Origin of the sequence: Mesorhizobium vachelliae (genome assembly GCF_033977325.1) — a bacterium.
Classification (GTDB): domain Bacteria; phylum Pseudomonadota; class Alphaproteobacteria; order Rhizobiales; family Rhizobiaceae; genus Mesorhizobium; species Mesorhizobium vachelliae.
Map to the genome: position 1 here is coordinate 176,483 of NZ_JAVIIR010000003.1, position 18,066 is coordinate 194,548.

The window sequence follows — 18,066 nt, forward strand, 5'->3', positions numbered from 1 at the left end:
CACGCCGCCTTGGCGGAAGAACGCCATTCAGGATTGCTGCATGAACGATGTGATTCTCTCCCTTGAAGGGGTCGGAAAGGTCTTTCCGGGCGTCGTGGCGCTGAGCGACGTCTCGCTATCGATCGCGCGCGGCGAAACCCATATCGTGCTGGGCGAGAACGGCGCCGGCAAGTCGACGCTGATCAAGCTCCTTGCCGGCATCTACGAACCGGACACCGGCACCATCGCCTTCAACGGCGCGGCCTACCAGCCGAAGTCGCCGCATGACGCGCAGCAGAGCGGCATCCGCATCGTGCACCAGGAGCTCAACCTTCTGCCCTATCTCAGCATCGCCGAGAATCTGATGCTGGAAAACCTGCCGCGACGCGCCTTCGGCATCGTCGACCGCAAGGCGCTGAACAGCCGCGCCGTTACGTTGCTGAAGGAGGTCGGCCTCGATGTCGATCCGAGAACGCGGGTCGAGGCGCTCGGCGTCGCACAGATGCAGCTGGTCGAAATCGCCAAGGCGCTGAGCTACGACTCGAAGCTTCTTGTGCTGGACGAGCCGACGGCGACGCTGACGCCGCCGGAGATCGAACGGTTGTTTTCCATCATCAAGCGGCTGAAAGCCCGGGGTGTCACCGTCATCTACATCTCGCACCGGCTGCATGAGGTGTTCGAGATCGGCGAGCGCGTTACCGTGCTGCGCAACGGCAGGCTGGTCGCGACGCGCGATCTCCACGGCCTCACCGTGCCCGACCTGGTGCGCATGATGATCGGCCGCGACATCGCCGACGAATATAGCTTCGACGCAACGATCGTGCCGGGCAAGGTCGCGCTCAGCGTCGCCAATCTGAAGCGCAACGCCGCGACGCCCGCCATTTCCTTCGACGTGCGTCACGGCGAGATCCTCGGCGTCGCGGGCCTGGTCGGCAGCGGCCGCACCGAAGCGATGCGGGTGCTGTTCGGCGCCGATCCCAAGCTTGACGGCGTGATCGAGATCGACGGCAAGCCGGTGGCGATCGCCGCCCCCAAGGACGCGGTGCGGCATGGCTTGAGCCTGCTTACCGAGGACCGCAAAGGTCAGGGCCTGCTGCTCGACCTGGCCGTCGACAAGAACATCACCATCACCGATCTGAGCAAAGTCTCGCGCAACGGCCTGCTCAACCGCCGGGCCGAGGCCGCGGCGGCCAACGATCTCGTCGGCCAACTGCGCGTCAAGGCAAGCTCGATCGAGCAGGCAGTGCGCAACCTTTCCGGCGGCAACCAGCAGAAGGTGGTGCTGGCTAAGTGGCTGTTCCGCGGCACCTCGACGCTGATCCTCGACGAGCCGACGCGCGGCGTCGATATCGGCGCGCGGCGCGAGATCTACCAGCTGCTGTGGATGCTGGCGGCGCAGCAGAAGGGCATCATCATGGTCTCGTCCGACCTGCCCGAGCTGATGGGCATGTGCCACCGCATCATCGTCTTTTCCAGGAACAGGGTCGTCGGCGAGGTGCCGCGCGCCGAATTCGACCAGGAGCGCATCCTGTCGCTCGCCTATCAGGAGTATGTGCGACCATGACCGAGACGTCCGAACCGCTGGTGTCGGCGCCTGTTTCCCCCGGCCGGGCGAAATTCCTGCGCTTCCTGATCCGCGACGCCGGCGTGCTGCTGGCGCTGGTGCTGATCACCTTGTTCTTCTCGGCCACGGCGCCCTATTTCGCCACTCCCGACAACGCGCTGAAGATCTTCGTGCAGATCGCCATCAACACGGTGCTGGCGGCCGGCATGACCTTCGTCATCCTGACCGGCGGCATCGACCTTTCGGTCGGCTCGGTGCTGGCGCTGTGCACCGTGGTCGGCGCCACCGTCATGATCGACGAAGACCTGTCGCCGGCCGCGGCAATCACGCTGGCGCTCCTGGCCTGCATGGCGACGGGCGCGGTGTGCGGCTTCCTCAACGGCTGGATCTCGACGCGCTGGAAGATCCCTTCCTTCATCGTCACGCTCGGCATGCTCAACATGGCGGCGGGCGCCGCCCGCGTCGTCAGCGACAATTCCACCATCACCGGCCTGCCGCAGAGTTTTGTGGATTTCGGCAACCTCATCATCGGCGGCTTCCTGCCGTCGATCTTCCTGGTCGCGGTGCTGGTGATCGCGGCCGGCTGGTTCGTGCTGCGCTTCACCGTCTTCGGCCGCATGATCTTCGCCGTCGGCACCAATGACGAGGCGGTGCGGCTGTCAGGCCACAATCCGGACTTCTACAAGGTCGCCGCCTTCACCATCAGCGGGCTCACGGCCGGCATCGCGGCCATGGTCTATCTCTTGCGCCTCAACATCGGCAGTCCGATCGCCGGCGTCGGCTACGAGCTCAACGCGATCGCCGCCGTCATCATCGGCGGCACCAGCCTCAGCGGCGGCAAGGGCTCGATCATCGGCACGCTGGTCGGCGCCTGCATCCTGCAGGTGCTCTCCACCGGATTGCAGCTGCTCGGCGTCGGCGACAATTTCAAACCCATTGTGATCGGCCTTGTCATCGTGCTCGCGGTCATCCTAGACGCGTACCGGGAGAGGCTGTTGCGGAAGATTCGCTGAAGCGGTTCCAGGAAAAGCGCGCAGCGGTTTTCCGTCCGGAATTGCATAGGAAAATGTGAGGGCCAGGGACCAAGGGCCATGACGACAATTGCCGATGTCGCGCGCCATGCGGGGGTGTCCGTCGCAACGGTCTCGCATGTGATGAACCATACGCGCCATGTCGAGCCGGAAACGGCCGAGCGCGTGCGCGCCGCGATCGCGGCGCTGCGTTACAGCCCGAACTCGGTGGCGCGGAGTCTGCGGCGCGGCGAGACCAAGACCATCGGCCTCCTGCTCCCCGACAATTCCAACCCGTTCTTCGCCAGCGTCGCGCGGCAGATCGAGGATGCCGGCTTCGTCTCCGGCTACACGGTGATCCTGTGCAACTCCGACGGCAATGCCGAGAAGGAGGAGCGCTATCTCTCGGTGCTGATGGCCAAGCAGATCGACGGGCTGATCTTCGCCGGCTCGTCCGACCATGCGCGGGTCTTCGCCCGCCTCCTGCCCAGCGTGCCGGCGGTGCTGCTCGACCGCGAGATCCAGTCGGTCAATGTCGATTCGGTGCTGGTCGACCACGTCCATGGCGGCTACCTCGCCGGTCGGTATCTGGCCGGGCTCGGGCATAAGATGATCGGCGTCATCGGCGGTCCGCGCGATTCCAGCTCCAGCCCCGCCCGCCTGCGAGGTTTCGTGCGGGCGCTTGGCGAAGCAGGTCTCGAGCTGCCGGCCTCCTCGATCGTCGATTCCGACTATCATTTCGCCGGCGGCCGCCTGGCGATGGACCAGCTCATGGCACAGGCGCCTGAGATCACGGCGGTGTTCGCCTGCAACGATCTGATGGCGATGGGCGCGGTCACCGCGCTGCGGTCGCGCGGCTTGCGGGTTCCCGACGATATCTCGATGGTCGGCTTCGACGACATCCCCTATGCCGTCACCACCTGGCCGCCGCTGACGACGATCGCGCAGCCGGTCGAACAGATCGGCACGCGGGCGGTGAGCCTGTTGCTGGAGAGGCTGGGCGAGCCGGCAGCGCCGTCGCGCCGCGAGGTGCTGGCGCCGGTGCTGGTGGAAAGGGAAAGCTGCGCGGCGCGGCGGTAGTGGCGCGTTATCTCCCCCCTTGAGGGGGAGATGTCGCCGAAGGCGACAGAGGGGGTCGCTGCGCGTGAAGCGCCAACCTCCATCTGCAGAAGCAAGCCGAGCCCAGTCGGACCGACCCCCTCTGGCCTGCCGGCCATCTCCCCCTCAAGGGGGGAGATTACGCGCTCATCCCCTCACGCCGCCGGCTGAATGGCCGCCCGCTCCAGCATGCCGAACAGGTCGCGCGGCTCGTCGGGGTCGGCGAGCAGGTCGAGCTCCTCATAGAGGCCGGTGGCCTGGAGCTGGTCGCGGACATAGCGCAGCGCGGAAAAATCCTCCGTGGCGAAGCCGACGGAATCGAACAGCGTGATCTGCTTGGCCGACTTGCGGCCCTCGGCCTTCCCGGTCATGACCTGCCACAGCTCGGTCACCGGGTGATCGGCGTCGAGCTGCTGGATCTCGCCTTCAATGCGCGTCTGCGGCGGGAACTCGACGAAGATGTCGGAGCGCAAAAGGATGTCGCGGTGGAGCTCGGTCTTGCCCGGGCAGTCGCCACCGACGGCGTTGATGTGGACGCCGGAGCCGACCATGTTGTCGGTGAGGATGGTGGCGTATTGCTTGTCGGCCGTCACCGTGGTGATGATGTCGACGCCTTCCACGGCATCCTGCCCGGTCGCGCAGATGGTGATGTCAAAACCTTTGCCGGCGAGGTTGCGCGCGCATTTCTCGGAGGCCGAACGGTCGATGTCGTAGAGCCGCAGCCGGTCTATGCCGAGGAGCGCCTTGAAGGCGATGGCCTGGAACTCGGACTGGGCGCCATTGCCGATGATCGCCATGGCGTGCGAGCCTTTGGGGGCGAGATATTTGGCGGCGACGGCGGAAGTGGCCGCCGTGCGCAGCGCCGTCAGGATCGTCATCTCGGTCAGCAGCATCGGATAGCCGGAGCCGACATCGGCGAGCACGCCGAAGGCGGTGACCGTCTGGCGGCCCTCGCGCATGTTCTTCGGGTGGCCGTTGACATATTTGAAGCCATACATCTTGCCGTCGCTGGTCGGCATCAGCTCGATGACGCCGTCATGGCTGTGCGAGGCGATGCGCGGCGTCTTGTCGAACAGCTCCCAGCGTCGGAAATCCTCCTCGATGTAGCCGGCGAGCTCGGTCAGGAAGCGCTCGACGCCGATGGCGAGCACCAGCTTCATCATACGGTCGACGCTGACGAAGGGGACGATGGCAAGGCGCGAGGGCTGGGTCATGATCAGAGGCTTCCGGAGTGGCTGCGGGTCGGGCGGTCCATGATGCGGCGGCCCATCAGGCTGGCGGTGAGGTCGACCATCAAAGTGGCGGTGCGGCCGCGCTCGTCGAGGAACGGGTTCAATTCGACCAGGTCGAGGCTGGAGACGAGGCCCGAGTCGGACAGCATCTCCATCACCAGATGCGCTTCGCGAAAAGTGGCGCCGCCGGGCACGGTGGTGCCGACGGCCGGCGCGATCGAGGGGTCGAGGAAATCGACGTCGAGGCTGACATGCAGCAAGCCGTTCTCCTCCTCGACACGGGCCAGGAAGGCGCGCAGCAAGGGCGCGATGCCGTGCTCGTCGATGGCGCGCATGTCGTGCACGGTGACGCCGGCTTCAGTGAGCGCGCGGCGCTCGGCGGGATCGACGCTGCGCAGGCCGATCGCGCAGATGCGGGCCGGGTCGACCGCTTGCGGCAGATCCGGGAAATAGCCTTTGAAGCCGGTCTGCCCGCTGGCATAGGCCAGCGGCACGCCGTGCAGATTGCCGCTGGTGGTGGTGTCGAGCGTGTGGAAATCGGGATGCGCGTCGAGCCACAGCACGAAGAGCGGCCGGCCGCGCTCGGCCGCGCGGCGCGCCACGCCGGACACCGTGCCGGCGGAGATCGAATGGTCGCCCCCGAGGAAGATCGGCATGGCATCCCTGGAAGCGGCGTAGGCGGTCTCGGCGATCGCCGCCGTCCAGGCGGAAATCTCCGGCAGTGCCTTCAGCGCCAGGTTGCCGTGCACCACCGGGCGCGCCGCGGCCTTCTCGACCGTGCCCCAGTCCTCGACCTCATGACCGAGTCCGGCCAGCACCGAGACGAGGCCCGCCGTGCGCAGCGCGCTCGGCCCCATCTCGCATCCCATCCTGCCCGCGCCGTCCTGCACCGGCGCGCCGACGATCCTGCAGCGCATGATTCTTTGGTCCTCGCGATTGATTGGCCGGATTGGATCATCAGTCGCTGGCGGTTTGAACAGGCGAAATTGGCATTTCGAGAAGGATGATTTATCATTTTGCTCATCCGACATCACCAAGGTGAGCAATCATGGATGCGCTCGACGAAAGGCTGGTCACGCTGCTCAGGCATGATGCGCGGCGCAGCGTCTCCGATCTTGCCGTCGATCTCGGCGTCTCGCGCGCCACGGTCAGGGCGCGCATGGAGCGGCTGGAAAAATCCGGCGAGATCATCGGCTACACGGTGGTGCTGCGTGCCGACGCGGTCGACCAGAAGATTCGCGGCGTCATGATGATCGAGATCGAGGGCCACGCCGCCGACCGCGTCGTCAAGGCGCTCGGCGGCCTCGCCGAGGTTTCTACCATCCACACCACCAATGGCCGCTGGGACCTTGTGGTCGAGCTCGGTACCGCCACGCTGACGGATTTCGACGCGGTGCTGCGCCGCATCCGGCTGATCCCCGGCATAACGGGCAGCGAGACGAGCCTGCTGCTGGCGACGCCGCGGACGACGCGGGCGCGGCTGGCGTAGCCGCGCGATCGGTCCAGGCTTGCCGGCAGGCCCCGCTTGCCCATCACGGTTGCGTGAGACTCGGGACGAATGACAGTCCGAAAGCGTTAGCGGCCCATGATGTCCGACTCGCCGGGTGCTCCAAAGACCCGAGCGCCCTCCTGAAATCCAATGCTTTTAGGAGAACACCATGAAACATCTCCTCACACCGATAGCAGCCAGCTTGTTCATAGCCTCCACCAGCATGGCCTTGGCCACCAACGTTCACACAGCAACCGGCACGACAGGCCAGCCGAGCCAAACCATCGGCACGCCCCAGACAGGGAGTGTCACGCCGGGCCACGCCGCCTCCGCTCCGGGTTCGGCCTTCAACCCGGACGGCAACGCGGGAACGCATTACGCGGGCAACCAGCCGCAGAGTTCGAAGAACCCGAAGAGCGTGTCGCAATATGACGTGGCCGGGTTCCAGCAGTCCCACAACCATTAGGCGCCGGGCATCAGGCGACCGGTCGCGCATGGCGGAGATAGCGAAGACCGCCTAGGAGCGTAGCTCAATGTGACAGGTGCCGGCCTTATAGCCGCTGCGACCTGGAGCAGGATGACGTTTCGTTGAATCGTCATTCTGCTCTAACTCGTTGTTGAAGCATGATCTTTTCCGAAAACCGGTTCCCACTTTTTGCGTTCGCTGACCTTCGGTTTGGGATCTTGCTCTGATGGCAATGGCAGCACCGGTGTGGAGGCCAGAGAAGGCTCGACCACACCGGCGCCGCTTTACCAGGAACGCATGCTCGTCAGCCGTTCGGATAGTAGCCGCCGTCCCCACCGCTGCCTATGTAGGTCCCCTGGCCGGTGGCATTCTGAAGCCGCTGGTCCAGCTCGTTGATCTGCCCGATCGCCGAACGGCCTCCGGTGGGCCGGATGGCATCCGCCTGCCGCATCAGGTCGCGGGCCTGATCCTGCGTGATCTTGCCGGTCTGCCTGGCCGTAAGGATACCTTGTTTCACACCAAGCAACTGCTCCGTCGCGGCTCTCGCTTCCGGGTCCGCCGGCACCGACGCCGTGGTCATGGTGTCGACCTGAGCCCTATGGTGGCGGTGCACGGCATAGGCGCTCGAAAGCGGTATGGCCGCGAAGATCGAGGCGGCCGCGATGATCTTTGGGATGAAAGAACGCATGATGACATCTCCTCGTGATGGAGGAAGCGGTAAAGCCGCTTTTTCCGAAACGGGCCGTCCGGTCGCGTCGTGTCGCGGTGCAGGCCATTCACCGCCGGCGGTTCTCGGCCCTAAAACGACATATAGAGACCACTCCAGGCGTTCAAATGGAGGTGGAACGCAAACGTTATCCGATGTGATCGAGCGCTGGATGGCGCATGCACCGCTGGCAGAGCGTTTCACCGTTTCACGGAGACCGCTGGACCACCCTAAGTCTTGGCTTTGACCATGTGCTGGAACCGCTGCCCGCTTCCATGCCATGCATGGAGGTTGGAATGGAGTCCGATTGTTCTGGCGGCGGCCAGTAAAATATCGATAAAAGGCTGAAATATCGAGAAAGCGTGGCCGGCCGCGGCGTCGAGAGGAGCTCATTCGCCTGACCGGCGAGCTCTTCCGCTTCCTCGCGCGTGAGGCCGAGCAGCATCATGTCCGGTATCTGCGCCGGGTAACCGGATCGCAGATCAAAAACCATCCATTGGCCGCACGGATCCTGTAAGGCTGTGAACCTCATGGCCGTTTTGTTCCAGCTTTTTCTGACGCAATTCCGAACGGAAGGTTACCGCGAAGCGCCGGTTTAACCGCTCACGCTTTTCCTGGAATTGCTCCAGCTATGCCCCAACGTAACGACCGCGGGAATGCGCTCCCGCGAGACTGCCCGGCCGGATTAATTCCAGCGCTTTCACGCAGCATATAGTTGTCGGGCGCACGGTAAAAGAGGCTCTACAGTCCCCTCGGTATGCGACCCAAGTCTGACGGGCGACGGATATTTTTCGGATGGCGAACGCTACATACCAGGGAAAGATCGCGCGGCCCTTGTGCTTGATCCCTTCTCGGGAGAGTCGTGGCCGAAGGCGCAAAACAGCTCGAGGCGACGGTCAGGCGCTGCTCTGGGACTCTGTGGGGCCTGAGCCGAAAAGCGAAAAAGCCGCGGAGGTCCGCGGCTTTTCGTTTGCTTGATCCTCGGTGAGGAAACTGGAGCGGGTGAGGCGATTCGAACGCCCGACCCCAACCTTGGCAAGGTTGTGCTCTACCCCTGAGCTACACCCGCTCGCGCGGCCTCGGGCCGCAAGCCGCGCCTATATGGCCGAAGAGCGCGGCGATTGCAACAGGGAAATGACGGTCTTTTTGGAGCGAATTTCTTCCCGTGGCGACGTTCGCCTCGAAAGCATCGAAGCGGCGCGAAACCGGAGCGGTCGCGAATCCGCGCGCAAGGCCGCATCCGCCTTTGCGGGAATTGCTCCGGCGGCCTTGCCCCGATGGCACCGTTGGCCGTAAACGGCATGACCCCTGTTCGATCGCGCGAGGACCGATGCCGAAGACCGAAGCCGAGCTCAACGCATTTCTTGCCGATCTCGGCATTTCCGTCTCGACGGTCAGGCACCCGCCGCTGTTCACGGTCGCCGATTCGCAAGGCCTGCGCGGCGACATTCCCGGTGGCCACACCAAGAACCTGTTCCTCAAGGACAAGAAGGACAATTATTTCCTCGTCACCGTCGGCGAGGACGCCGTGGTCGACCTGAAGCAGATCCACCACCTGATCGGCGCCGCCAGCCGGGTGTCGTTCGGCAAGCCGGAGATGTTGATGGAGCTGCTCGGCGTCATCCCCGGCGCGGTCACCGTCTTCGGGCTGATCAACGACACGGAAGGGAGGGTGAAGGTTGTTCTCGACGAGGCGTTGATGGGCCACGACATCATCAACGGCCACCCGCTGACCAATGAGGCGACGACCTCGATCGCCGCCGGCGACCTGATCAGATTCGTCAAGGCAACCGGCCACGATCCTGTTATCCTGAAAGTCTCATGACCTTGAAACTCAGATTACCTTGAAAGCCCCCTTATCTTGAAACTCAGGGGCTGATCGCCACATGGAAGGCGGTTTTTAAATCCGACAATGACGCGCCGGGCGCCGACGCCTGAGAGCGCGACCGAAAGGGCGACACGATGAGCGACAACAATCCGTATAGCGGCGCGTTTGGCGGCAATGGCGGCCAGTACGCCCAGACGGTGCAATATGGCGGCGGCGACCGCCCCAAGGTTTCGCTGGGCGACGCGCCGGCGGCGGCCGACCTGATCAAGGACACGACAACAGCCGCCTTCGCCGCCGACGTCATCCAGGAATCGCGCCGCCAGCCGGTGCTGGTCGACTTCTGGGCGCCGTGGTGCGGGCCCTGCAAGCAGCTGACGCCGCAGCTCGAAAAGGCGGTGCAGGCCGCTGGCGGCAAGGTCAAGCTGGTCAAGATGAACATCGACGATCATCCTTCGATCGCTGGCCAGCTCGGCATCCAGTCGATCCCCGCGGTCATCGCCTTCAAGGACGGCCAGCCTGTCGACGGCTTCATGGGCGCGATTCCTGAGAGCCAGATCGATCAGTTCATCCAAAAGGTCGGCGGCAAGGGCGGCGGTGCGCCGCAGATCGCCGACGCGCTTGCCGCGGCGGCCGAGGCGCGCACGGCCGGCGACGTGCAGACCGCGGCCGACATCTATGACGCGATCCTCGAGCAGGCGCCGGAGACGCTCGAGGCGATCGCGGGGCTTGGCGAGATCCTGTTCGATGCCGGTGACGCGGAAGGCGCCGAAGCCGTTCTGGCCCGGGCGCCCGAGGACAAGAAGGACGCGCCGGCGCTCGCTGCGCTGCGCGCCAAGATGACGCTGGCGGCGGAAGCGGCCGCGCTCGGCAACCCGGCCGAGTTCGAACGCCGGCTCGCTGCCAACCCGGCCGACCATCAGGCGCGCTTCGACCTGGCGATGATCCAGAATGCGCGCGGCGAGCGCAACGCGGCCGCCGACAACCTGCTGGCGATCGTCAAGGCCGACCGGACCTGGAACGAGGACGGGGCCAGGGCGCAGCTGTTGAAGCTGTTCGAGGCCTGGGGAATGACCGACGAGGCGACGCTTGCGGCACGCCGCAAGCTCTCGTCGCTGCTGTTCTCGTAGGCGTGTGTTGATATTCAGGTGATGCCGGCCTGCAAATGATGGTTTTCTGCGCTTCCGGCCTTCGCCGGCCGAAGCACTGAAGAATTGCCGTGCAGTTAAGGCTACGGCCGGCGTAGGCCGGTGCTCACGGACCCGAATGTCCGCTCCGCTCCGGTTCTCGAACGCCACCATTTTCGGCTCGGCCTGATCTCAATCTCAACACACCCTGGCGCGGTTTCGGCGTCTCACAGATTCGCCGAACCGCCTTGGTATTTGTTCCGACGCAATTCCGGACAGAAAACCGTTTCACACTTTTCCCGGAATTGCCTAGGTTTGCTTTGCGCAATTCCGGACGGAAACCACCGGTTCCTGGAATTGTCCGGAATTTTTTGCCGGCTGTCGCCGCCGGCAGGGTTGAGCGAAGGATTGTCAGCGCCAGATAAGGGCAGGCTGGCGGTTCGCCGCCGATCGAAGTCGAGTTGCCGGTGCGAGAGGAGACTGCAGGGTGATGCGCTTGCCGGCGTTTTATTGGGAGGGTTGCGGTGCGCGTCGGTAACGCACTCTACCGGCTGGCCAAGGATCTGCCGTCGGCAATCCCGGTGTTTCCGCTTGCCGGGGCGCTGCTCCTGCCCGGCGGCCGCATGCCGCTCAACATCTTCGAGCCGCGCTACCTACAGATGATCGACCAGGCGATGGCCGGCTCGCGGCTGATCGGCATGATCCAGCCGAGCCTCGACGGCGCCTTGCGCGATGACGGCGAGCCGGAGCTGTGCAGTGTCGGTTGCGCCGGGCGCATCATCTCACTCGCCGAGACGGGCGACGGCCGCTATTTGATCTCGCTGCAGGGCGTGTGCCGGTTCCGCATCGTGCAGGAACTCGCGGCAAAGGCGCCGTTCCGGCAGTGCAAGATCATGCCGTTTCTCGCCGATCTCGAGGAAGACCCGGCCGGCGCCGAGGTCGACCGGCCGGCGCTGCTCAAGGCGTTTCGCGCCTATCTGCAGGCCAACGACCTCGAGGCCGACTGGGAAAGCGTCAGCCGCGCCGAAAACGGCATGCTGGTCAACGCGCTGTCGATGATGGCGCCTTACGGACCGGCCGAGAAACAGGCGCTGCTGGAAGCGCCGGACCTGAAGACACGCGCCGAGACGCTGATCGCCATCACCGAGATGACGCTGGCGCGCGAGGATGATGAGTTTGGGTCCAGCCTTCAATAAGTGTATTGATATTCAGGTGAGTCCGGCCTGCGAAGGGCGGCTTCCTGCGCTTCCGGCCTTCGCCGGCCGAAGCACTCGTGGGTGGCGCGACAGCTAGATTAGGGCTACGGTCGGCGTAGGCCGGTGCCCACGTACGTTAAGTACGCTCCGGTTCTCGGAAGCCACCGCTCTCGACTCGGCCTGACCTGAATCTCAACACACTTAAGCCGTGCAGTGGACAAGGGATAAGTGCGATGGCGGACGGACGTGACGCTCGAAAGGCCGAAGTCGATCCGAAGCTGCTGGAATTGCTGGCCTGCCCGCTGACCAAGGGGCCGCTGACCTGGGACCCCGAGCGCAGCGAGCTGGTCTCGCGCGTGGCAAAGCTCGCCTATCCGGTGCGCGACGGCATCCCGATCATGCTGCCCTCGGAGGCGCGTACGATCTCGGCCGAGGACATGCTGGCGCCACCGCCGCCGCGGCTCGGCGGGCCTTCGTAAGCGCGCTTGCGCTCATAGGTGCAGCGCGACATAGGTTGGCGCTGTCCCGCCGACATCAAAGTTGCGCATCGTCACGGCACACACCCAGTCGGACCTATGCTTCCTCGAGTCGTGCTACTGAAAATTGCGCCCTTTCGGCATGACCTGTTGTGCGGCACCCGACAGGGCCTCGACGTCCTGCCGGACCGGCAGGCCACGGCTTGCGGCGGGCTCCGATCCAACCGGCCGTTCAACGGGATCATGCTCGATGACCGGTCGATTGGCGGACTCCAGCAGCACGCTCAGCCAGGAGGTCAAATCCTCGATCCGGTCGGCGACGATGTGGATGACGTCCGATTCATGCTGCAGCTTGCCGGTGACGCGGATGAAGCGGGCGCCCATGACCACCGAGCGGAAGCGGTCGAAGACGCGCGGCCAGATGATGACGTTGGCGATCGATTTTTCGTCCTCCAGCGTGAGGAAGATGGCATTGCCCTTGCCGGGACGCTGGCGCACCAGAACGAGGCCGGCGACGGAGACGCGGCGGCCGTCGCGCACTGACGGCAGGCTGGCATTGGGGGTGATGCCGGCGCGATCCAGCCTTTCGCGCAGGAAGGCGACGGGATGCTCCTTCAGCGACAGGCCGAGCGAACGGTAGTCGTGGACGACATGCTCGCCGAGCGGCATCTTCGGCAGTTTCGTTTCCGGCTCCAGCTCGCGCAGGCCGAGCGAAGGCTGGTCGAACAGCGGCAGTTTCTCGGCAGCACTCTTGCCGTCGAGCGCCCGCACCTCCCAGAGCGCTGCGCGGCGGTCGAGGCCGATCGAGCGGAAGGCGTCGGCCTCAGCCAGTCTTTCGATCTCGCCGACATCGAGGCCGGAGCGCAGCCAGACATCTCGCACGCTCGAATAGCCGGAACCGCGCTGTGCGGCGACTAAATCCATGCGCTCTTCGGACAGGCCCTTGATCTGGCGGAAGCCGAGCCGCACCGCATGCCCCGTCCGGATCACGCCGCGCATCGAGGCATGGCGCTCGAGGATGCGTGACGGATCGAAGGCGGATTCTTCCAGCGTGCAGTCCCAGACGGAATGGTTGATGTCGACCTCGCGCACCTCCACGCCATGGTCGCGCGCGTCGCGCACGAGCTGGGCCGGCTGGTAGAAACCCATCGGCTGGGCGTTGAGGATCGCGGCGCAGAACACGTCGGGAAAGAAGGTCTTGAACCAGCAGGAGGCGTAGACCAAGAGCGCGAAGGAGGCGGCGTGGCTTTCGGGAAAGCCATATTCGCCAAAGCCTTCGATCTGCTTGAAGCAACGCTCGGCGAACTCCTTCTCGTAGCCATTGCCGACCATGCCGTCGATCATGCGCTGGCGGTAATTGCCGATCGTGCCGGTGCGCTTGAAGGTCGCCATGGCGCGGCGCAGCTCGTCGGCCTCGCCCGGCCGGAAGCCGCCGGCGACGATGGCGATCTTCATCGCCTGTTCCTGGAACAGCGGCACGCCCAGCGTCTTGCCGAGGATCTTCTCCAGCTCCGGGCTGGGGTAATTCACCTCCTCCTTCTTCTGCCGGCGGCGGAGATAGGGATGCACCATGTCGCCCTGGATCGGGCCGGGACGCACGATCGCCACCTCGATGACGAGGTCGTAGAAATTCTCGGGCCTGAGCCGCGGCAGCATCGACATCTGCGCGCGCGACTCGATCTGGAAGACGCCGAGCGTGTCGGCCCGCTTGATCATGGCGTAAACGCGCCTGTCCTCTTCCGGGAGGGTGGCGAGCACGTAGGGTCGTCCAAACCGATCCCGCGCTTCCGGATAATGATCGGTGAGCAGGGTCAGGGCGCGCTTCAGGCAGGTCAGCATGCCAAGCGCCAGCACGTCGACCTTGAGGATCTTCACCGCGTCGAGATCGTCCTTGTCCCACTCGACCATCTTGCGCTCCTCCATCGCCGTCTTGACGATGGGCACGACCTCGTCGAGCCGGTCGCGGGTGATGACGAAGCCGCCGACATGCTGGGAAAGGTGCCGGGGAAAGCCCATGATCTCGTTGGCGCGTTCCAGCACCTGCCTGGACAGCGGATCGGTGCGGTCGAGGCCGCCGGCATTGGCTTCCCTTTCGCCGAGCTCGGAGGTCGACCAGCCCCAGATGGTGCTGGACAGCGCGCTGCGGACATCTTCCGACAGGCCCATGGCCTTGGCCACCTCGCGCAGGGCGGAGCGGCCGCGATAGCTGATGACGGCGGCGGCCAAGGCGGTGCGCTTGGCGCTGTATTTCTCGTAGATATAGGCGATGACCTCGTCGCGCCTTTCATGCTCGAAATCGACGTCGATATCGGGCGGCTCATTGCGCTCCTCGGAGATGAAGCGCTCGAACAGCGCATCGATCCGGTCGGGGCCGACTTCGGTGATGCCGATGCAGAAGCAGATGACCGAATTGGCGGCGGAGCCGCGCCCCTGGCAAAGGATGTCCTTGCTGCGAGCGAATTTCACGATGTCGTGGACGGTCAGGAAATAGCGCGCGTAATTCAGGCGCTCGATCAGGGCGAGTTCTTCCTCGATTCGCTGCACAACATGAGCGGGAACGCCAGCCGGGTAACGGACCGCCGCGCCTTCGCGCGCCAAACGCTCGAGCTCGGCCTGCGGCTCGAGCCCGGATTCGGTCGGCTCATCCGGATAATTGTATTCGAGGTCGCTGAGCGAGAAGGTGAGCTCGTCGGCGAAACGCAGCGTCTCGGCCAGCGCTTCAGGGTGGCGGCGGAACAGGCGCGCCATCTCCAAAGGCGGTTTCAGATGGCGCTCGGCATTCGCCGCCAATTCCAGCCCGACTTCGGAAACCGGCGTGTTGAGGCGGATCGCGGTCAGCACATCCTGCAGCGGTCGGCGCTCGGCGGCGTGGTAGAGCACGTCGTTGGTCGCCATCAGCGGGAGGCGCGCATGATCGGCCATCGCCGCCGCCTGCTCGATGCGGAAGCGGTCATTGCCGCCATAATCCGGCGCCACGGCCAGCCGGAGCGCCGCGCCAAAGCGACCACTGAGCCGGCTAATGATCTCCAGATTGTCTTCCACACGGGCTGACAGATCGGGCAGGATCGCCAACGACATCCGATCGCCCCATTCGAGCAGATCGCTCAAGTCGAGCAGCGTCGCGCCCTTCTCGTTCTCGTCGCGCAGATTGGCCTGGGTCAGCATGCGGCAGAGATGCCCCCAGCCCTGGCGGTCGCGGGGGTAGGCGAGGATGTCGGGCGTGCCGTCGCCGAACACCAGGCGGCAGCCCGGGTGATAGGCCATCTTCTCCACCTTGGCCTGTTGCCAGGCGCGCACGACGCCGGCCACGGTGTTCCTGTCGGCAAGGCCGATCGAGGCAAAGCCGTAGAACTTCGCCGTCACCACCAGCTCCTCCGGCTTGGAGGCGCCGCGCAGGAAGGAGAAATTCGAGCTTATGCCGAACTCGGCATAGGGGATGACGGTCAGTGCGTTCATGCGAACACCCCATGCATGAACCAGCGCGGCGGCGCGGCCTGCGGCGCGCTGCTGTAAAGACCCTGGCGGTAGAGCCAGTAGCGGCGTCCCTCGCTGTCCTCGATGCGGTAATAGTCGCGGGTCGGCGCCTCTTCCTCGCCGGGCAATTGCCGCCACCATTCGGCGGCGATGCGTTCCGGCCCCTCGGCGCGGGCGACGCGGTAAAGCGCGCGGCGCCAGCGGAAATTCATCGGCGGTCCTTCCGGGATCTCGGTCGCCGGCACCTCGATCGGCTCGGGCGAGCGGAACAGGCGCACCGGCCGCTCCGGCGGATAGATGGTCATCGGCGGTGCTGTTCGGGGCGCCACCGCCCGGCCGGTCGCCGCGGCGCGTCTTTGCGGCGCTTCGGCGAAGGGCACCGTCTTGACGGCGCGTTCCGGCAGATGGCTTTCGACGACAACCGGCTTCAGCACGGCTGCCTCGCCGAGGCGGGCGCGGACGCGGTCGGCGAACAGGGCTATGTCGGCATCATCGTCGGCAGCCTCGCCGGTAAGATCTGTCTGAACCATGTCGAAAGCGGCGACCGACAGCACGGACAGCCGCACGAGGTCGAAGCCGAAGCCGGCGTCGATGCTCTGCTCCATCGCGGTCAGCCGCTCATGGAACAGCCTTTGGATCAGCCGCGGCTCGCGCATCGGACGCGAGGTGCCGACGGCGATGCGGCTGACGGCGCCGTCGACGCGGAAGAGAAGCAGCGCCAGCGTCCGCGCGCCCTCGCCGCGGCGTTCGAGGTCGGTCTTCAAGGCGATGGCCAGCCGGCTCACCAGCCGCTCGATGTCGTCGGTGAGCATGACCGGCTCGGCAAGGTGGCGCTCGACCGAGAGCGGCGCGACGGGGAGGCGTGGCGACACGGCTTCGTCGAGGCGGCCGAGCGCCTGGTCGAGACGCAAAAGCAAGGTGGCGCCGAAACGGCGGGCGAGTGGCGCACGCGGTGCGGCCATCACCGCGCCGGCGGTGCGCAGGCCGACGCTTTCCAGGCCGGTACGGGTCTCCGGCTCGATGCGCAGCGCCGACAAGGGCAGCGGCGCCAGAAGCGCCTCCTCCTCGCCGCCGGCCACGATGCGGTCGCCATGGAAGCGCGCCGCCGCCCAGGCGGCGCCCGGCGTGGAAGCGAGACCGGCGCGGACATCGAAGCCCTGCTGGAAGAAGCGGGTGAGGATCTCGTCCTGCATGGCGCGCTCGCCGCCGAAGAGATGCGTGCAGCCGGTGACGTCGAGGAACAGCCCATCCTCGGCGTCGATCGCCACCAGCGGCGTGTAGCGGTCGCACCAGTCGGCAAGGCCTTCGAGCAGGCGGCGGTCGGCCTCCGGGTCGGCCTCCACCACATCGATCGAAGGGTGCATGGCGCGGGCATCGGCAATGCCCATGCCGCGCCTCAGCTTCAGCGCCTCAGCCCGCTCGTCGAGGGCTGCGATGCGCTGGGTGTTGTTGTCGCGATGGCTGATGACCAGCGGCAGGTGATGCGAGGGCCGGGAACGCCAGGACCGCCCCAGACGCTGGCGCAGGATCCGCTCCGCGCTGAGATGCGGGAACCACAGCGACAGAATTCTCTGTTCTTTCTGCAAAAGCGTGCTCATTCGGGTTCCACTCCAGTGTGAATTGTCCGGGCAGGGCCGTGCGGCTCTTGCCGATATCGACTTTGAAGGCGGGGCGGCCGATCGAGCCGGCGAGCGGTCCGGCGACGGTTTCGCGGCTGGCCGCCGGTGCTGCCGAAACGATGAGGCGCACCGGTGCTGCGGTGGGGTCGGCCGCGCCGGCCTGACGCAGCAAAAGCAGCGGACGGCCGGCGTTCCGGGCGCGAGCATGGAGCCGGCGCGTGGCGGTGAGGTCGAGAAGCCGCGGGCTGCCGCGGATCTCGAGGATGACGGCGGCGAAGGCGGTCATGCGGGCGGCCTCCTCGGCGATCCACAGCGCATCGAGCAGCTTCGGCGCTTCGGAAAACAGCAATTGCTCCGGCTCGATGCCGAACAGGGCGTGAAGACCCCTTGCATAGGGAAGGCCGGCCTCGTGGAAAATTTCCGCCGTGCCGACCCACAGGACCGGCAGGCCCTGCTTCTCCTTGAGGATCAGGCTTACGAGCGAGAGCGCAAAGCCGGCGACGCCGCCGGCATCGCGGGTCTCCAGGCCGTGGATTTCGCTGAGCGCCGCCTTGGGCAGGCCGCCGCCAAGGGCGGTGTCGAGGCGATCGATGCCGGTATGCAGGAAGGCGTCCGCCGAGGCCACGGCGAGGCCACGCCGGACAAGTGTCATGTCCGATCCGCTGGCATTGATAGGTGCGCCGGGCGCCGGCGCTTCAAGGCGCTCGGGCAGCGTTCCTTCGATCTTCGCGATCTGGCGGCGCAGGGCAAAAACAGTGTCCCGCGCCACGGCGCTCATCGCCATGACGTTCACTTCCGGCAGCAA

16 protein-coding genes and 1 tRNA gene are annotated in these 18,066 nt (G+C 65.6%); 9 read left to right on the forward strand and 8 right to left on the reverse strand.

Annotated elements, in window-relative coordinates:
• Nucleotides 1-40: 40 nt before the first annotated feature.
• From RFM41_RS07680 to RFM41_RS07690, 3 genes are all read left to right on the forward strand, one after another.
• Complete coding sequence (locus RFM41_RS07680) at nt 41-1,543, forward strand: sugar ABC transporter ATP-binding protein (protein WP_320247774.1); 1,503 nt, start codon at nt 41-43, stop codon at nt 1,541-1,543.
• Nucleotides 1,540-2,556 carry an ABC transporter permease gene (locus RFM41_RS07685; RefSeq protein WP_320247773.1) on the forward strand — a complete coding sequence of 339 codons (1,017 nt, stop codon included), beginning with the start codon at nt 1,540-1,542 and terminating at the stop codon, nt 2,554-2,556. The genes RFM41_RS07680 and RFM41_RS07685 overlap by 4 nt, the downstream gene beginning before the upstream one ends.
• Before the next feature lie 78 nt (nt 2,557-2,634).
• A complete protein-coding gene (locus tag RFM41_RS07690) occupies nt 2,635-3,633 on the forward strand; it encodes a LacI family DNA-binding transcriptional regulator (protein ID WP_320247772.1) in 999 nt (332 codons plus the stop codon).
• A 173-nt stretch (nt 3,634-3,806) separates the two neighbouring features.
• On the opposite strand, the gene ocd is transcribed toward RFM41_RS07690, so the two are convergent.
• Both ocd and rocF read right to left on the reverse strand, forming a co-directional pair.
• Nucleotides 3,807-4,865 carry an ornithine cyclodeaminase gene (gene ocd / locus RFM41_RS07695; RefSeq protein ID WP_320247771.1) on the reverse strand — a complete coding sequence of 353 codons (1,059 nt, stop codon included), beginning with the start codon at nt 4,863-4,865 and terminating at the stop codon, nt 3,807-3,809.
• 2 nt (nt 4,866-4,867) lie between these two features.
• Complete coding sequence (gene rocF / locus RFM41_RS07700; protein ID WP_320247770.1) at nt 4,868-5,800, reverse strand: arginase; 933 nt, start codon at nt 5,798-5,800, stop codon at nt 4,868-4,870.
• 131 nt (nt 5,801-5,931) lie between these two features.
• Between rocF and RFM41_RS07705 the strand changes: the two genes are divergently transcribed.
• Together RFM41_RS07705 and RFM41_RS07710 are read left to right on the forward strand one after the other, a co-directional pair.
• Entirely contained in the window at nt 5,932-6,372 is a 441-nt protein-coding gene (locus tag RFM41_RS07705; RefSeq protein WP_041000507.1) for an Lrp/AsnC family transcriptional regulator, read from the forward strand.
• A gap of 169 nt (nt 6,373-6,541) precedes the next feature.
• Nucleotides 6,542-6,838 (forward strand): adenylate cyclase, encoded by a 297-nt coding sequence (locus RFM41_RS07710; RefSeq protein WP_320247769.1) that lies wholly within the window; start codon nt 6,542-6,544, stop codon nt 6,836-6,838.
• Nucleotides 6,839-7,142: 304 nt separating this feature from the next.
• On the opposite strand, the gene RFM41_RS07715 is transcribed toward RFM41_RS07710, so the two are convergent.
• The 3 genes from RFM41_RS07715 to RFM41_RS07725 all read right to left on the reverse strand — a co-directional run bounded on the left by RFM41_RS07715 (nt 7,143) and on the right by RFM41_RS07725 (nt 8,613).
• Nucleotides 7,143-7,526, reverse strand: coding sequence for a hypothetical protein (locus RFM41_RS07715; RefSeq protein WP_320247768.1), 384 nt, complete (start codon nt 7,524-7,526; stop codon nt 7,143-7,145).
• A gap of 226 nt (nt 7,527-7,752) precedes the next feature.
• Nucleotides 7,753-8,037 carry a hypothetical protein gene (locus RFM41_RS07720; protein WP_320319258.1) on the reverse strand — a complete coding sequence of 95 codons (285 nt, stop codon included), beginning with the start codon at nt 8,035-8,037 and terminating at the stop codon, nt 7,753-7,755.
• 501 nt (nt 8,038-8,538) lie between these two features.
• Nucleotides 8,539-8,613: transfer RNA gene (locus tag RFM41_RS07725), tRNA-Gly, on the reverse strand.
• A 261-nt stretch (nt 8,614-8,874) separates the two neighbouring features.
• Here RFM41_RS07725 and RFM41_RS07730 point away from each other — a divergent pair.
• The 4 genes from RFM41_RS07730 (at nt 8,875) to RFM41_RS07745 (ending at nt 12,171) form a co-directional block, all read left to right on the forward strand.
• Nucleotides 8,875-9,369 (forward strand): prolyl-tRNA synthetase associated domain-containing protein, encoded by a 495-nt coding sequence (locus RFM41_RS07730; RefSeq protein ID WP_320247766.1) that lies wholly within the window; start codon nt 8,875-8,877, stop codon nt 9,367-9,369.
• Between the two features lie 137 nt (nt 9,370-9,506).
• Nucleotides 9,507-10,499, forward strand: a complete 993-nt coding sequence (gene trxA / locus RFM41_RS07735; protein ID WP_320247765.1) for a thioredoxin — start codon at nt 9,507-9,509, stop codon at nt 10,497-10,499.
• Between the two features lie 521 nt (nt 10,500-11,020).
• Nucleotides 11,021-11,692, forward strand: coding sequence for an LON peptidase substrate-binding domain-containing protein (locus RFM41_RS07740; protein WP_320247764.1), 672 nt, complete (start codon nt 11,021-11,023; stop codon nt 11,690-11,692).
• A gap of 233 nt (nt 11,693-11,925) precedes the next feature.
• Nucleotides 11,926-12,171: a Trm112 family protein gene (locus RFM41_RS07745; RefSeq protein WP_320247763.1), complete on the forward strand. Its 246-nt coding sequence runs from the start codon at nt 11,926-11,928 to the stop codon at nt 12,169-12,171.
• A gap of 114 nt (nt 12,172-12,285) precedes the next feature.
• On the opposite strand, the gene RFM41_RS07750 is transcribed toward RFM41_RS07745, so the two are convergent.
• From RFM41_RS07750 to RFM41_RS07760, 3 genes are read right to left on the reverse strand one after another with little or no spacing between them, the layout of a single operon-like run.
• Nucleotides 12,286-15,624, reverse strand: coding sequence for an error-prone DNA polymerase (locus RFM41_RS07750; protein WP_320247762.1), 3,339 nt, complete (start codon nt 15,622-15,624; stop codon nt 12,286-12,288).
• A complete protein-coding gene (locus tag RFM41_RS07755) occupies nt 15,621-17,120 on the reverse strand; it encodes a DUF6504 family protein (protein ID WP_320248084.1) in 1,500 nt (499 codons plus the stop codon). The genes RFM41_RS07750 and RFM41_RS07755 overlap by 4 nt, the downstream gene beginning before the upstream one ends.
• Nucleotides 17,053-18,045, reverse strand: coding sequence for an ImuA family protein (locus RFM41_RS07760; RefSeq protein ID WP_320247761.1), 993 nt, complete (start codon nt 18,043-18,045; stop codon nt 17,053-17,055). Before RFM41_RS07760 ends, RFM41_RS07755 begins: the two co-directional genes overlap by 68 nt.
• Nucleotides 18,046-18,066: the final 21 nt, after the last annotated feature.